The organism is Bartonella sp. HY761, from assembly GCF_026743145.1.
Lineage (GTDB): Bacteria > Pseudomonadota > Alphaproteobacteria > Rhizobiales > Rhizobiaceae > HY038.
In genome coordinates, this window is record NZ_CP104887.1 from 1,863,700 (window position 1) to 1,879,738 (window position 16,039).

A 16,039-nucleotide genomic window follows, 5' to 3' on the forward strand; every position below is an offset into this window, starting at 1 on the left:
AATGAGTTGGAAAACAGAATTACAAATACAAGACCTAGAGCCTGATACGAAATTGGAAATGTCATGTAAAAAATGCGGGCATATCTATTTTTTAAAGCCAAGTGACATCATGGTTAATTCGGATAATCGTTTTTTATATCTTGATGAAGTGGAAACCAAAGCACAATGCAAATCACGAGGTTGCACAGGTGAAATCAGAATGATGCTTGTTGGAACAAGGAAAGCAAGTCCATTTCAAGGTGGTTTAGCTTAATAATATGCATTTAAAATAAGTATTAGGAACACACTTTGCATGGGTGATTAAGGCCCATGCAATTCACAGATAATCTATATTAAATTCATTCAACAGGAACTTCTGGCTTCCAACCGCGAACAAAACCAGACGACATGGCATTGGCCGACATCTGCACTTGATAAATAAGCTGCTCGCGCTCTAGCAATAATTGGTTAAGCAAGGCTTTTACGTCCCCACCCCATGCTTCAATAAGCAGGTCAAGTTCATCCTTTTGCTGTGCTGTATTCATAACCGAATCCTTTTATTTTGTTCACGTATTGTTCTATTTTTATTCAAAGGAGTCAATTGCTAAATTCCCATTTCATTTAATATGTAATTCTACATTAATCTATAGAAAAATGGCGCTTAGAGTCACACAAAACGCAATACAAAATGTAACTCAACTCAGCGTAAAAAGTGTAATTACACAATAAAAACAATAAAAAGTTATTAGCAGTGATTCCCTCTCTCACCGCCATTGTAACTTTACCAAAAAACATTGATTTGCCGATAAAGATATGATTTTTTGATGCCAAAATTGCTCTAAAAACTTCCAAATTTAAAAACATAATTACTTCATAAAGCTATATCAAAACTTATATTAAAGATTATAATTATATTAGGGGCTGACACCTGACTTTATATAAGTTAGGGTCTCTTTATGTATGTAAAGCATTGTAAACTAACAAGAAATAAGCAGTTGGAGCTTATGAAATACTTCATTGCGGGTTCAACCGCTAGAACAGCTGCTGATTTGGCTGGTATTCATCGCAATACAGCTGTACGCTTTTTTCATAAATTGCGATGTTCAATTGCCGTAAAACAACAGGAACGTGCGGAACAATTTGTGGGTGAAATCGAATTAGATGAAAGTTATTTTGGAGGTCATAGCAAAGGCATGCGCGGTCGAGGAGCTAGCCAAGTAAAGTTGCTGTCTTTGGTATTCTTAAGCGAGGTGGTCAAGTTTATACACAAATCATCTTGGATGCTAAAACAGATACGCTTATGCCTATAATCCGCCAGAAAATCGTACCTGACAGCATTGTTTATACAGATTGTTGGCGAGGATATAATGCGCTTGATGTTTCAGAATTTAAACATTTCCGCATTAATCATTCAATCTTATTTGCGAATGAAAAGAACCATATTAATGGCATTGAAAATTTTTGGAACCAAGCCAAACGACATATGAGAAAGTTTAACGGAGTTCCAAAAGAGCATTTCAATCTTTTCTTGAAATAATGTGAATGGCGCTTTAATATCGGTACACCTAAACAGTTGCTAGATGATCTTAAAATCATCCTTAAATCACAATCTTAGGTGTCAGCCCCTTATATTAAATTAGGCATGAATATATTTTTTTATTTAAATCTTCCAGCACATATTTAATAAAATAATTTACAGCATATTGATCATTTAATATTGATCAATATCTTAATAATGCCATTTTTTTGCAAAAAATATGATTTATTAAAATTTGGGGTGGGAATTATGATCAAAAAAATGCTTTTGCTTTTTGGTGTATTACTTGCGCCAACCAGTGTTTATGCTAGCAATGATGGCTTAGACGGAAAAGACTTGATTATTACTTGTAAAACGGAGCAAGAAACCAAACAAGCAAAATCACGCGATGTATGTAAGCGCTATTTACGGACACCAGAGTCAATTGCCGCCCTTAAGCAACAACAAAACATTTTTGACTTAAGATTTGCAAATGGAACGATGGAAAATTTGCTATCAGTTCCACAAATAGATTTTGTTGAAAGACTTACCATTGTTGATGTCGACATTGCGAGCCTGGATGGCATTGACCATTTTAAAAACCTTAAACACCTTGACCTACGATTAAGCAGAGTTGGCGATATCTCTGCTTTAAAATCTATCCATCGCTTAAAAAGTGTCGATTTTAGAAAAACCAATATCATTGATATTTCAGTATTAGCAGGGCATGATGATCTTTCTTATGTTAATTTAAATGACAGCAAAGTTAAAGATATAAGCGCACTTCGCAATAAAAATAAATTAAATTTTCTTGAATTAAGACGAACATTGGTTGAAGATACAACACCATTGGCAGGCCTTGAAAAACTTACCTATCTTTATTTAACCTCTACCCCAGTTCGTAATATGAGCGGATTTGCTGCATTACCGAGATTGGAAGAGGCAGATTTACGTGGCGCTAATAATATCGATTACTCAACATTTTACTTATTAGATTCAAAACAATCCACTGGCAATCCACGTATTGCTTTTGGCAAAGCACCGCTTGACGACAAAAAAGGCAAAATTACGCTTAATCTTCTTGAGCCGCAAAATAGCGAAGAAAGCGTCTATATTGGTGAAGGGCTTTACAGTTATCTCAAGCAAAAGCGCGGTGATCGAAAAGTTACCTTTGCGGGCTTGCCCTATTGGGCTTCGCGTCAAAACATTGAAAAATGTGGTCGTGACGAACCTAACTTTCATGAAGGATTGATGGGTTATGATGGCGTGATTATGGAAGACATTTCATGTGTTAATATTTCAGCACAAAACGCAAAAGGTAAAACTGATCTAACACCCCTTACCCAATTTGATTCCATCGATAAAATCATTTTACCAAGGCTTCAATTTGCCCATATTGAAGCCTTATCTCAGTTAAAAGATTTACGCCTGCTTGACCTTTCTAAAACTGACATTGCGGATATAAGTCCTTTTGCTGCACTCCCCAAGTTACGTGGTATATTTTTAAGTGAAACCAATATTAGCGACTTAACCCCGCTTAGGCAAAATCAAGCTTTACGCACCGCTTTTCAAAAGGCGCTTTTTTATGATGATGCACCACAAGTTGGTTATCCTGCTTATGCAAGTTGGATCGATATATCGCGCACAAAAGTTAAATCCCTTGAAGGATTAGAAAATCTTACTGCATTAGAGAGAATTGATCTTGAAGAGTTGGAATTACAAAATCTTGCGCCTCTTCAAGGTGCGACAAGCCTAATAGAGCTCAATTTGCGCAAAGCTAAAATAAGCTATGATTTTACCCCACTCAGTGCAATATCAAAGCTTAGAATTCTCAATCTAAACCATAGCGATGTGACAGATATCTCATCGCTTGCTCATCATCCATCTCTTTATAAATTGAGCTTAATTGGTACTAAAGTTCAAGATTTAAGCATAATTTCAACTTTAAAGCAGCTTGATTTTCTTGATGTGCGTGGCATTGAAAATATTGATTTTAGCAAGTTTGTCGCTCCGCCTAATCTAAGCCGTCTTTATATTGGCAAAATACCAAACCAAAAAAATGAAGAATTAAGCTATTATATCCACATGCCCATAAATATAGATGGGGAATATTATGAAGGCAGTGAGCTTGTAGATTTTCTGGTGAGCAAAGGCGCACCCGGCCCTATTATAAATGCTAAACCAATCGCACTTGATAGCGTAACCCTCACCGTTCGCAACCTTGATCTTGGTGATATCTATGAAATTGGTCGATTAAAAAAATTAGAGCATCTTGATCTTACGCAAAGCCATATCAAAGACCTAGCATTTCTACCACTTTTGAAAAGGCTGAAAACCCTTAACCTTAAACAAGCAATAGTAGATAATCCCTCACCGCCTACTCCTTATAGTCACGTTAGTGAAATTGATATAACCGGTGCTAAAATCAATGATTATAAAAACTTTTTTCAATCTTTGCCGTCTTTAAAAACCATAAAAATGGGACGAGCGGAGGATGTAGATCTAAGCCTGCTTCGTCAATATAATGAAATTGAAACCTTGGTTATGACCGAAAATGGCAAAGAGGTGATTTTACAGGGTAAAGAGGCTATAAAAGTTTATTTAAATAAAACCTATCCACCCACACCATCCACAAAGGCAGATTAAACACCAACGAGATAGCACGACAACTTTCATATACAACCAAATTATTGCGAAATAAACTGACCATCTATCAGCTGATACATTTTGCTGCTATAATCTAGTAATTGCACCCTATGGCTAATACTAATAATGATTTTATCAGCAAAGGCTTTATATATTTGGTCGTAAACTAATTTTTCAGTTGAAATATCCAAGCCTGAAGTCACTTCATCTAATATAATGACATCAGGATTACTCAAAAATAGCCGCGCAATAGCCAAACGTTGTTTTTGGCCGCCAGATAATAAATTGCCATGGTGGCCAAGCAGTGTATCCATACCATCTGGTAGGGCGCAAAGTTCATCATAAAGCCCAACCGCTTTTACTGCATTTTCCATTTCTAAAATAGTTGCATTGGCATTGGCAAGTTGCAAATTAAAATAACTGCTAGCATTTAAAATATAGCTATGCTGGGTAATGACACAGATCTTATCACGCAAATTAATGGCAGCTAAATTCAATGCATCTACATTAGACAAAAATAATGTTTGCGGCTTTGCAACATCAAGGTCATATAAAATTTTTGCAAAAGTAGATTTACCAAGGCCACTTTTACCAATAAGTGCAATTTTATCCCCTGTCGCAATATCAAGGGACATATTTTTAAAAATTAAATTATCAGAATCTTTATAGGCATAAGAAAAATCAATAAAACGGATATTGTCAATGGTCTTCAGCATCCTGCCTTTTTGAGGCTCTTCTCCATTAAAATCAACTTCTTTGATGAAGTACAGCACTGCTGAAAATGATTGTCTAAGCGCAGTATAAACACCGCCAATTTGTTCAATTGGCATTATCAGCATCATGAGATAACCATTCATCATAATGAAATACTCAATGCCTTGTGGCCCCAAAACCACTTCGCTATAGCTGTAAAATAAAACAATATTACCAATTAAAAAACCCAAAAGATAATTGATAAAACTTAAACCTATGTAACACTTAAAATAGGGCTTTTGAACTTTAAGGTCATCGGCAAGCTTAGATTTAAAAGCATCAGATAGAATTTTAAGCGTGTTAAACCTCACGGCTACATTAATATTATTTAAAAAATCCTCTAGCAAATCATAAACCGAGCGGCCAGATTCCATCAATTCAAGCTTATACTTCACAAAGAGCCGAGAAAAATAAATTTGAATAAACATATATAAAGCAAGGTAAATATAAATGGCGATTAAAAATAAATATTGCTGTAAAAACAAAAGGATAGCAGTTGAAAATACAAACTGGCAAAACGGAATCAATATTTGTGAGGTAAGATGATTATAAATAATATATATTTCATTATTCACTTGGTTTATATGGCTCGCCACACGTGCTGGTGTTTTATATAAAGTTACGTCATCACTATATTTTTTAAAATAATTTAAATAGGTATCGGTAACAAAGCCATAGGTTTCAGCTCTAATCTTTGCATTAAGATACGTAATCAATGGGCTCATTAAGCGAGCAAGCCCAATAATTCCAACAAAAGCAATAATTTGGACGCAAATTATTGAAGAATGGCTGTTAACAGTGAATGTTTTCAAATTTTTTATAATGTTTGCAAGCAATATAGGCGCATAAGATGAAAGCAATGCGACAAAAATCGAAATTACAAAAATTATTGTTAAGTAGTGAAGGCCTTTAGAACCAAAGGATTTTAACAATAAGCGAATTAGATTTTTATTCATTTTCAAACATCGCTTCCTTCTACATTTATTTGGAATTAATCCCATAGCTCACCGCTATGCGGTATACTCCAAGATCATAAATTTAAGGGATGCTTACCATATTGCATAGCAAGGATTTTGCAACAGTGACTTAGCGTGTAAAAAAACAAAAGACCATAAAAAAAGGAAGACAAAATACCATGCCTTCCTTTTATTTAACACATAAGGCAATCAATGATTGGTAATTCCAAGCAAAGATTACACCATAATATTATTGAGCGTTTTTAGCCTTTTCTTGTGCTTCACGCATCTTATCATCTTCCTCTTGCTGCTTGTCTTGAATTGCCTTTTGCAATTTTTCTTGTTCAGCTTGGAAGTCTTGTTCACGCATACCAGGACCGTCGAAGACTTTAGCAAAACCAGCTAAAGACACTTCTAAAGGATTTGGTGCTCCTTGAAAGTTAACTGACGTCACAACAAGCTTGGTACCTTTTTTTAGTTGGGCAACAAGTTCATCGCTTAAACTATCATTAGCGATACATGTTGGACCATTACAAATCATGTAAGGAATGGTCTTTTCAGCATTACCATCAACTTTGACGGTAATTCCGGCAGGAATAAGACGACCGGTTGGCACCTGAATACCAATGCGTTTTTGGCTCTTGCCACCTTCCTTAACTTCGATAAGATTGATCATTGTTAAATATTGGCCTGTTTCAGACACAATATTATTCATAGTGTTGCAAACACTAACTTTCTTTTTTTCAGCATTTTGCTGTTCGCTGCAAACCTTGTTCCAGCCATCCATCGCACTTTGTGCCGATGCGGGAACCACGAAAGCGGCAAGCAAGGCAGCAGCGCTGGCAAACAACGACAAAGTGGTAAGGGTTTTTGCTATCGGCATAATAAAATATATCCTTTCAACATTTGATATTTTATGGTCGAAACCATATCGAGAAATTCCTGCAATCGAATTAGGGCAATAACATGACCGGCCCAATCATCCAAGGCAATACAACAAATTAAAGACGTTTTTTTTAAATTATATTCAAGCAAGGCATATATCAACAACAATATTATATGCTGCGCTTACTTCAATAAATAATTGAAAAGAAAACAGAAAATCATAAAATTCTCAGCAATAGCCAACAGAGCGATCACTGAGAATTAAATAGAGTGCGCATCTAAAAACTAAAACCGTGTTTTTAAATTAAACTCTAGCACCAATTAAGCTACAATTTTAACCCAATTATGCGGATCAGCCTTTTCGCCGCGCTGAATATGCACCAATTGATTGCGCAAGGCACGGGTAACCTCTCCCGTCTCATTATTATTGACAACAAACTCACCACCTTCATAACGAATTGTGCCAATCGCCGTAATAACCGCCGCTGTACCGCAAGCAAAAACCTCTTTTAACTTGCCACTTGCCGCGTCATTCTTCCATTCATCAAAAGAATAAAGACGCTCTTCAACCTTAAATCCATTATCATGAGCAAGCTGGATAAGCGATGCACGGGTAATTCCTGGCAAAATAGTACCCGTAAGTGGCGGCGTCACCAATACATTACCTTCATGAACAAAAAAGATATTCATGCCGCCAAGTTCTTCAACCCAGCAATGTTCAGCCGCATCTAAAAACACTACTTGGTCGCAGCCTTTGTCATAAGCTTTTGCTTGTGCTGCAAGGCTAGCGGCATAGTTTCCACCGCATTTTACCGCGCCAGTGCCGCCACGCGAAGCGCGGGTCAATGTTTCTTCTACCCAAACGCTAACTGGCTTACCCTCACCTTTAAAATATGCACCAACTGGCGACGCAATAACGCAAAAAATAAAACTATGTGCGGGACGTACCCCAAGGAAACTCTCATTTGCAAACATGAAGGGACGCAAATAAAGGCTGCCATCTTCTTCTGTTGGTATCCAATCCTTATCAATTTTGACAAGCTGCTCAACAGCTTCAAGAAAAATATTTTCAGGTAAAGCAGGCATCCCCATCCGAATGGCAGATTTTTCCATACGCTGTGCATTTTGATCTGGCCGAAATAATGTAACCTTGGCATTATTACCATCAGTATTGCGATAAGCCTTCATGCCTTCAAAAATTTCTTGGGCATAATGTAATACGGCACCTGCAGGATCCATTTCAAAGGGCTTACGCGCGCAAATTCGTGCATTATGCCAACCCTTTTCATTGCTCCATTCCACCACAGCCATGTGATCTGAGAACACTTTGCCAAAACCTGGATTCTTTAAAACTTCTTCACGTTCAGAAACTCCAACTGGATTTTCATTGGGAAGAATCTGAAATGTAAGATCCGAAGACGCCGTAGCCATTTTTAAATACCTTATCAAGATGACGTAAATTAATTGATACAATGATCATTAAACTTTATGCCGCGATATTTCTGATTTTTCAATATAATTTTGTAAATAGGTCAGCATTTCAGACCAATTTCAAAAAAAATTGAATATTTTATAAAAAAAGTTGGAACTTTATTCTGTCTCAAGCATTTTACCTGCAACAAGACGAATGAAATGAAAGATTGCAAATCGTTTGGTTGATGTTTTCAACGATAACCAAACAAAAAATGCTTAAAAAAAAGACTACCCCCCCTTTTTTTTAAGCTTTGGTGCACTAATTCTAAACATGAAATCTTGGATAGCTCCTAAGCGATTATCCTTTGATACTTTTTAAGTCCCCCGCATAAAAAGTATCTATGCCCGGTAACTGGGCTAAACATACTGATCTTCCCCGTGCTCAGTATGTTTCATGACAACTCCACTTAGATTTTCCCTCTTTATTGCCTAAGTGGAGTTGTCTTTTTATTTTGCTTCCTCCCATCTTAACCCATAATCAACCTTTGACCGTCTGTATTACACAGCTTATATTGAGTGTGAAACAGAAGCTAAATTTGCGCAAAAGACTGGTTTAAATCACCGATAATATCGTCAATACTCTCAATACCAATCGACAGACGGATAACTTCTGGCCCTGCACCAGCGGCATGTTTTTGTTCATCATTTAATTGACGATGCGTGGTTGAGGCGGGATGAATCACCAGTGAGCGCGTGTCACCAATATTAGCAAGGTGGGAAAACAGCTTTAACCCTGCAACAAATTTCACACCTGCCTCATAGCCGCCCTTAATGCCGAAGGTAAAAACCGAACCAGCTCCAAGTGGCGCAATACGCTGTTGTAAAGCATAATAGGGGCTATTCTTTAAACCAGCATAAGAAACCCATGAAACTTGTGGGTGATTTTGCAAATATTCAGCCACCGCCAAAGCATTATCGCAATGTCTTTGCATACGCAGTGAAAGAGTTTCAACCCCTGTTAGCAGCATAAAAGCATTAAATGGCGATATGGTTGGGCCAAAATCACGCATGCCAAGCACACGCGCCGCCAATGCAAAAGCAGCCTTTCCAAAAGCATCAGCAATGACAAGACCAGCATAATCGGGGCGCGGCTCTGTCAATTTATTAAATTTACCTGATTTATGCCAATCAAAATTACCGCTATCAATAATAACACCGCCCATGGAATTGCCATGACCACCAATAAACTTAGTCATGGAATGGATAACAATATTAGCGCCATGTTCAATTGGCCGCACAAGATAGGGGCTTGCCATTGTATTATCGACGATAAGTGGAATATTATGAGCCTTAGCCACCTTGGCAATTTCTGCAATATCAATAATAATGCCACCGGGATTGGCAAAACTTTCAATAAATATTGCTTTGGTACGCCCGTCGATTTGCGCCGCAAAACTCGCTGGGTCTGTACCATCTGCCCACCGCACCTGCCAATCAAAAGATTTAAATGCTTGGCCAAATTGATTGATCGAACCGCCATAGAGTTGACGGGCAGCAATAAAATTATCACCTGCCTCCATCAAAGTATGGAAGGTTAAAAATTCTGCTGCATGGCCGGTTGCGGTCGCAAGGGCTGCAACACCGCCCTCCAATGCGGCCATTCGTTCCTCAAGCACTGCTTGGGTAGGATTGGTTATGCGCGTATAAATATTGCCAGCCTCTGCCAAAGCAAATCGATTTGCCGCCTGATCGGCATCTTCAAAAACATAAGCAGTTGTTTGATAAATTGGCGTTGCACGCGCACCTGTTGTTGGGTCAGGTGCAGCGCCTGCATGTATTACTAAGGTGTCGAAATGCTTTGCATTGTCACTCATTATATATTCCCTTTTAATTTACAAACAACAAAACAATAGTCGTCAATCAGTACAATTATATTTTAAGAAAATTTCTCTAACTCAATATGGGGGCAACGATCCATCACTACATTAATACCCGCTTCAATCGCGCGTTTAGCTGAAATAATATCGGCAATGCCAAGCTGCATCCAAAAAAGAAATGGTTTATGGGGCAAAGCCAATACTTCATCCAAAATTGCAGGAACAGCATCAACATTGCGGAAAATATCAATCATATCGATTGGTTCATCAATATCTGCCAAACGAGCATAAACTTTTTGACCCAAAATTTCTTTGCCAGCCTGCCCCGGATTTACCGGAATGACCTTGTACCCGCGGCTTAATAAAAATTCCATTACCACAAAACTTGGTCGCGCCGGATTAGGGGACGCGCCAAGCAGTGCAATGGTTTTTACACGGTTAAGAGCTGATAAAATCTCATCATCATCTAAAAGTAAATCGGCCATAAGAAATCCTCCTTGATTCTTATAAAACTATACCGCTTTTTTCAGCTATTACACGCAAAATAGACCTTGACTTTAGCCCCAAATAAGCAAAATCAAACCAAAATTAATACGGTAATATAGTACCACACAAACAACCAATTGATTTAATTATACTAATTAATTTTATTGCAAAATAATTTTGCTTGCTTTTTAAGCTTTCACGCTTTATTGACAAGGACTGGATTGGGATATCACATCCCTCACCTTTTGTAGCATGTGATGCTGCAATATAAGCAACAAAAAAAGCCTGCCTCATTATGATTTATTATCATATTTGTGCATGGATCTATTTTAAGGAAAACTTCTATGGCAACCTTTTCACAAAAGCCAGCCGAAGTGGTAAAAAAGTGGGTTATTATTGACGCTGAAGGCCTAGTCCTTGGTCGTCTTGCCTCACTTGTTGCCAATCGTTTGCGCGGTAAACATAAACCAACCTTTACCCCTCACGTTGACGATGGTGACAATGTCATTATCATTAATGCTGACAAGGTAGTTTTGACCGGTAAGAAATTTACTGACAAAGTTTACTATTGGCATACTGGCTATATTGGTGGCATTAAACAACGTACAGCTCGCCAAATTCTTGAAGGCCGTTTCCCTGAACGCGTCGTAGAAAAAGCCGTTGAGCGTATGGTTCCACGTGGCCCACTAGGCCGCCGCCAAATGAAAAACCTGCGCGTTTATGCAGGCACAAATCATCCCCATGAAGCTCAGCAGCCGGAAGCGCTCGATGTTGCAGCGCTAAACCGTAAGAATAAAAGGATTGCTTAATCATGGCCGAGCAAATCAATTCCCTATCTGACCTTGGTGCAGTAGCAGGCAATGTTGTTGCCGCTGCAGTTGAAAGCGCACCAGTTCACGTACAAAAGCTTGACAGCCTTGGCCGTGCCTATGCAACCGGCAAGCGTAAAGACGCTGTTGCCCGCGTATGGGTAAAGCCAGGTTCAGGTAAGATCATCGTAAACGGCAAAGAATTTGATAAGTATTTTGCCCGTCCTGTTCTTCAGATGGTTCTTCGTCAGCCAATCGTTGCAACAAACCGTGATGGTGAATTTGACATCATTGCAACCGTTGCTGGTGGCGGTCTTTCAGGCCAAGCTGGTGCAGTTCGTCATGGTATTTCCAAGGCGCTTACTTATTATGAACCAGCATTGCGCGCTATTCTTAAAAAGGGTGGCTTCCTTACCCGTGATAGCCGTGTTGTTGAACGTAAGAAATACGGTAAAGCTAAAGCCCGTCGTTCTTTCCAGTTCTCAAAGCGTTAATATTTCGCTTTATATTTTTTGGAAAACCCCGCTTTATGCGGGGTTTTTTTTATTGTTTTTTTCCATTGCAAATTAAGTAAAATTATCCATTATAAATGATAACCAATCAAACTAAGCATTAAAGCGCAAAGAGTTATCAATGGAAAACCAAGCCCATAACGCAGAAGTTGCAGCCTATATTAAAGATTATCTCAACAATGAAAACTTCGCACAATTTGCCATATTGTTAACGGGCAAATGGGGCAGCGGCAAAACCCATTTTATTTTTGATTTGAAAAAGCAGTATGACGCACTTTCCCCACATGAAAAACTTAAAGAGAACAAAGAGTTTAATTGGATCTACGTTAGCCTTAACGGTATTGATACAGTCGAGGAAATTGAAAAGCGTATATTTACGGCAGCTCATACATGGCTTAGTAATACAGCTGTAAAATTAGGAAAAAGTTTTTTGGGGAGCATTGTTGCTTCCCCGCAAATCTACGGCGTTGGCTTTGACACTAAAAAATTTGCGCAAGATTTAAAAAAATTATTACCGAAAGTCAAAAACGCCGCTTTTATTTTTGATGATATTGAGCGTTGCCGCCTGCCCTTATCCAACCTCTTTGGCTACATTAACAATTTTGTTGAGCATGATAAGCTAAAAGTTATTTTGGTTGCAGATGAAGACAAGCTCAAAGAACCTTTTGGCAACGATCTATCAAATAACAAACAAGATCCCGGCTTTTCAACCTATGAGCAAGTTAAAGAAAAGCTCATCGGTCAAACTTTGGAAATAAAGCCAGATATTAAATGCGCTTTAGATATATTTATTGAAAAACTAGATAGCAAGGCGGTAAAAGAACTTATATCAGCCAATAAAAATACCATAACTGATATTTTCAAACAATCTCATACCAATAACTTACGAAGCTTAAAAGCAGCATTCTTTACCTTCGAGCGTTTGCATAGCTTTTTGAGCAATATTGAAATTGAAAGTAAACAAGAAAACGAAATTTATTCCGCCCAATTAAGCGATCTTTTGTTAAAGATCATTGTAATTACCTTGGAATATCGTGCTGGCATAATTTTACAGCCATCAGGAATAGTAATTCAAATGAGATCAACCACAGAGGACATTCTTTCTGATTTTCTTAAAACCGATTTTGATCGAAAACTACTTGTCGAGGAATTTACAGCAAAAGGTAAAGCGCAAAAACAACCTAATGATTATGACATTTTAGAAAAGCGTTATAGCAATATTCAATGGCAACAAACTGCAATTGAATATAGTAATGTTGGTTTATTGATCGAAAAAGGTATATTACCTCTTGAGAAATCATTGATTGAATCATTTAAGCAAAACTACCTGTTACGTAAGCCTAAACAAAACGATGAAAATATATCTATTCTATGGATAAGATTATTTGGGTGGCAATTTAATGACCCAAATAAACTTGAGGAAAATCTTCAACCTGTAATGGAGGCATTAAGGAATTTAAAATTCACAAGAATGGGAGATATCTTACAAGTTGCAAGTCACATCAATCTATTGATCGAAATGAATTACAACCCTCTGCCTAATGGAGAAAGTTTGGAGGAATATTTTACTAAATATTTAACTTCGCTAAACGCTCAAAATATACCTGCTAGCTTTGATGAATTAAACGACTTGAGATTTAATGGATATAGTGGATATGGATATTATTTAGAAGGCGCTCAGAGTCTAGTGGCTAAAATCAAAGCTAACACAACAAAAAGAGCTATAAAAACCCTAAGAAACAGCCGAACACTTATTAATTTTATATCAAAAGATAATTTCAAAAATATGAGTGAGGAACAGTATATTTCATTTCCGCTAATGAATTATGTTGATGTAGAAGACTTTGCCCGACTAATAAATATAGCGGGCGAAATACATGACATGCCTCCTTTGGCTATTAGAGCACTAATAAACCGCTACCAAAATGAAGCCAACTTAAGACAAAAAGAACAAAGCTGGTTAAAACAACTAGAAGACGAATGTCAAAAACAAGTAGCAATGCTGTCCGAGCCATTTAAAACCCATAGAAAACTTCTTTTAGATGGGTATTTTAAAAAATTAATTTTGAAATAGATTCAAAATTGATTGTTTTTAAAGTAAATGCAGCACATAGCCGAGCACTGGTGCCAACATTACATTAACTATGCCCACCAACACCATCACAAGGCCGGCGATTGATCCTTCTTCAACGCCTATTTGGTGGGCGCGCGCCACCCCCGCGCCATGCGCGCCCATACCAAATAGTGCGCCTCGCGCAATTTTGCTGCGCAAAGGCAAAACTTTCATAACCAACTCGCCAAGGGCTGCACCAAAAACACCGGTTAAAACAACGAAAATTGCCGTTAAATCGGGTATGCCGCCAATATCACTTGATACCGTCATGGCAAAAGGCGTACTCATCGAACGCGGCAACAGACTAAGCCGCATAGATTCATCTAACTGCAACATAGTTGCCAAGCCATAGGCGGTCAGCATGGCAGTTGTGGAACCCGCCAAAACACCAATGGCTAAAATCACCCAATTTTTACGGATAACCTCACGTTGCTGCCAAATGGGAATTGCAAAAGCAACGGTAACGGGCCCTAAAATTGCCATTAACCAATGGGTGGAGCTGATATAATGCGCATAATCGCCCTTTAGCATCACAACACAAACCATGACCAGTAAAGGTGTTACGGCAAGCGGTGTTAGCCACCAAAAGGTGAAGCGGCGATAAAATGCTTTTGCAGCATAATAAAGCCCAATAGTAAGCAAAGACCAAAAAACAGTTTGCACAAGTGGATTATAGAAAAAATTAACGCTGCTCATGACGTAAAGTCCAACGGTAACAAAGATCTATCGTCAAAGCTGTAACGCTCATCACCACTAAGGTGCCTGCAAGAATGACTAAGAGAATTTTTAAACCAAGAAAACCAATAAACTCTTTGTGGTCAAGCAGGGCCAATACTGCCGGAATAAAAAACAATAGCATTTCAGCCAATAACCAATTGGCACCACGCTTCATACTTGAAAGACTAAGCCAACCCAAACCCAATGCTAATAAAACAAGACCAAGACCAATAATGCCGCCAGGCAAAGGTAAATGCGCATAGCGAGCAATCACCTCACCCAAAAGCCAAAAAGCACCAATAAGCATCATTTGTGCAATTAAACTGCGATGCATAAAAAAGCGTGACTGAATGAATAAACGACGGCTCATGGCAAAAACTCCTTGACCTTTTATATAGATCATTATTATCTATTCTTAAAGTGAATTGATTTCATCAAAACTATTCTAAATTGGAATATCATGCACACACGTTCGTTAAAAGCCTTGGTTGAAGTAGTACGTTTAAACAGCTTTTCGGCTGCAGCCCTTGCCATGAATGCGACTCAATCAACCATCAGCAAGGCGATTAGTCAGCTTGAAACATTTTATGATGTTACCTTGCTTGAACGCGGAAAAAACGGCGTTCGCCTTACTGCAATTGGCAAGCGCGTCCACCAACATGCATTGCGAATTTTAGCAGAAGAAGACGCTATTTTACGTGAGGTTGCGGATATAAAAGGCATGAAGCGCGGCTTGCTGCGTATTGGCTTACCACCTATTGGAAGTTCGGTACTATTTGCCCCTGTTTTAGCACAATACACAACGCAATATCCAAATATTGATATTGAAATTGTGGAACATGGCGGCAAAAAACTTGAAGAAATGGTGCGTCACGGTGATATAGAACTTGCCGCAACCTTGGTACCAACTACCAAAGGTTTTAATTACCAAGAAGTACGCAACGAGCCCTTAGTCGCCTTGATGTCGGATAGTGCTGCGGCAGGACGAAAAAAAGCATCATTGGCAGAACTTGCCATTCATCCCTTTATTTTATTTGAAAGCCAATTTGCTTTAACACCAATTGTTTTAGATGCCTGCACCGAAGTTGGAATTGTACCTAAAATATCAGCCAAATCAAGCCAGATAGACTTTATCTTTGGTTTAGTTGCCGCGGATATGGGGGTTGGATTTTTACCTAAAATGATTGCAGAAGCCCGCCCTTATCCCGGCGTGCAACGTATTGAAATTGAAGACCACCCGATCGCATGGCATATGGTTATTCTTTGGCGAGAAAATGCACATCTATCAGAGGCAGCAAAAGCTTGGCTTCAACTATCGAAAAAATTCCACAATAATTGAACAAAATTGCAGATAAATATCAATGAAGGTCCAATATT

At 38.3% G+C, this 16,039-nt stretch carries 14 protein-coding genes and 1 pseudogene; 7 read left to right on the forward strand and 8 right to left on the reverse strand.

Going from position 1 to position 16,039, the window contains the following annotated elements; translation table 11 throughout:
• Position 1: 1 nt before the first annotated feature.
• Positions 2-253, forward strand: a complete 252-nt coding sequence (locus N6A79_RS08090) for a hypothetical protein (RefSeq protein ID WP_268545557.1) — start codon at positions 2-4, stop codon at positions 251-253.
• An 85-nt stretch (positions 254-338) separates the two neighbouring features.
• Here N6A79_RS08090 and N6A79_RS08095 read toward each other — a convergent pair whose 3' ends face one another.
• The gene (locus N6A79_RS08095; RefSeq protein WP_182417170.1) at positions 339-524 is read right to left on the reverse strand and encodes a hypothetical protein; all 186 of its coding nucleotides are present in this window, start codon (positions 522-524) and stop codon (positions 339-341) included.
• Positions 525-935: 411 nt separating this feature from the next.
• On the opposite strand from N6A79_RS08095, the pseudogene N6A79_RS08100 reads away from it, so the two are divergent.
• Positions 936-1,594 (forward strand): annotated as a pseudogene (locus N6A79_RS08100) (IS1595 family transposase).
• Positions 1,595-1,765: 171 nt separating this feature from the next.
• The gene (locus N6A79_RS08105; RefSeq protein WP_268545558.1) at positions 1,766-4,141 is read left to right on the forward strand and encodes a hypothetical protein; all 2,376 of its coding nucleotides are present in this window, start codon (positions 1,766-1,768) and stop codon (positions 4,139-4,141) included.
• Positions 4,142-4,182: 41 nt separating this feature from the next.
• Here the strand turns inward: N6A79_RS08105 and N6A79_RS08110 are convergent, their stop codons facing one another.
• The 5 genes from N6A79_RS08110 to N6A79_RS08130 all read right to left on the reverse strand — a co-directional run bounded on the left by N6A79_RS08110 (position 4,183) and on the right by N6A79_RS08130 (position 10,510).
• Positions 4,183-5,895, reverse strand: coding sequence for an ABC transporter ATP-binding protein (locus N6A79_RS08110; RefSeq protein WP_326848731.1), 1,713 nt, complete (start codon positions 5,893-5,895; stop codon positions 4,183-4,185).
• A 205-nt stretch (positions 5,896-6,100) separates the two neighbouring features.
• Positions 6,101-6,733 carry an invasion associated locus B family protein gene (locus N6A79_RS08115; protein ID WP_182417090.1) on the reverse strand — a complete coding sequence of 211 codons (633 nt, stop codon included), beginning with the start codon at positions 6,731-6,733 and terminating at the stop codon, positions 6,101-6,103.
• Positions 6,734-7,056: 323 nt separating this feature from the next.
• Positions 7,057-8,166, reverse strand: coding sequence for a branched-chain amino acid aminotransferase (locus tag N6A79_RS08120; protein WP_182417091.1), 1,110 nt, complete (start codon positions 8,164-8,166; stop codon positions 7,057-7,059).
• 572 nt (positions 8,167-8,738) lie between these two features.
• Positions 8,739-10,022, reverse strand: a complete 1,284-nt coding sequence (locus N6A79_RS08125; RefSeq protein WP_268545560.1) for an O-acetylhomoserine aminocarboxypropyltransferase — start codon at positions 10,020-10,022, stop codon at positions 8,739-8,741.
• Positions 10,023-10,084: 62 nt separating this feature from the next.
• On the reverse strand, positions 10,085-10,510 hold the full coding sequence (locus N6A79_RS08130) for a CoA-binding protein (RefSeq protein ID WP_262078140.1): 426 nt from the start codon (positions 10,508-10,510) through the stop codon (positions 10,085-10,087).
• 345 nt (positions 10,511-10,855) lie between these two features.
• On the opposite strand from N6A79_RS08130, the gene rplM reads away from it, so the two are divergent.
• The 3 genes from rplM (at position 10,856) to N6A79_RS08145 (ending at position 13,906) form a co-directional block, all read left to right on the forward strand.
• Positions 10,856-11,320 (forward strand): 50S ribosomal protein L13, encoded by a 465-nt coding sequence (gene rplM, locus N6A79_RS08135; RefSeq protein ID WP_182417094.1) that lies wholly within the window; start codon positions 10,856-10,858, stop codon positions 11,318-11,320.
• 2 nt (positions 11,321-11,322) lie between these two features.
• Positions 11,323-11,814 carry a 30S ribosomal protein S9 gene (rpsI, locus tag N6A79_RS08140; protein ID WP_182417095.1) on the forward strand — a complete coding sequence of 164 codons (492 nt, stop codon included), beginning with the start codon at positions 11,323-11,325 and terminating at the stop codon, positions 11,812-11,814.
• A 139-nt stretch (positions 11,815-11,953) separates the two neighbouring features.
• The gene (locus N6A79_RS08145) at positions 11,954-13,906 is read left to right on the forward strand and encodes a P-loop NTPase fold protein (RefSeq protein ID WP_268545561.1); all 1,953 of its coding nucleotides are present in this window, start codon (positions 11,954-11,956) and stop codon (positions 13,904-13,906) included.
• Between the two features lie 18 nt (positions 13,907-13,924).
• On the opposite strand, the gene N6A79_RS08150 is transcribed toward N6A79_RS08145, so the two are convergent.
• Together N6A79_RS08150 and N6A79_RS08155 are read right to left on the reverse strand one after the other, a co-directional pair.
• On the reverse strand, positions 13,925-14,641 hold the full coding sequence (locus N6A79_RS08150; RefSeq protein ID WP_268545562.1) for an LrgB family protein: 717 nt from the start codon (positions 14,639-14,641) through the stop codon (positions 13,925-13,927).
• Positions 14,628-15,032 carry a CidA/LrgA family protein gene (locus tag N6A79_RS08155; protein WP_268545563.1) on the reverse strand — a complete coding sequence of 135 codons (405 nt, stop codon included), beginning with the start codon at positions 15,030-15,032 and terminating at the stop codon, positions 14,628-14,630. The genes N6A79_RS08150 and N6A79_RS08155 overlap by 14 nt, the downstream gene beginning before the upstream one ends.
• Positions 15,033-15,122: 90 nt before the next feature.
• Here N6A79_RS08155 and N6A79_RS08160 point away from each other — a divergent pair, with 90 nt between their 5' ends.
• Positions 15,123-16,001 (forward strand): LysR family transcriptional regulator, encoded by an 879-nt coding sequence (locus N6A79_RS08160; protein ID WP_268545564.1) that lies wholly within the window; start codon positions 15,123-15,125, stop codon positions 15,999-16,001.
• Positions 16,002-16,039: the final 38 nt, after the last annotated feature.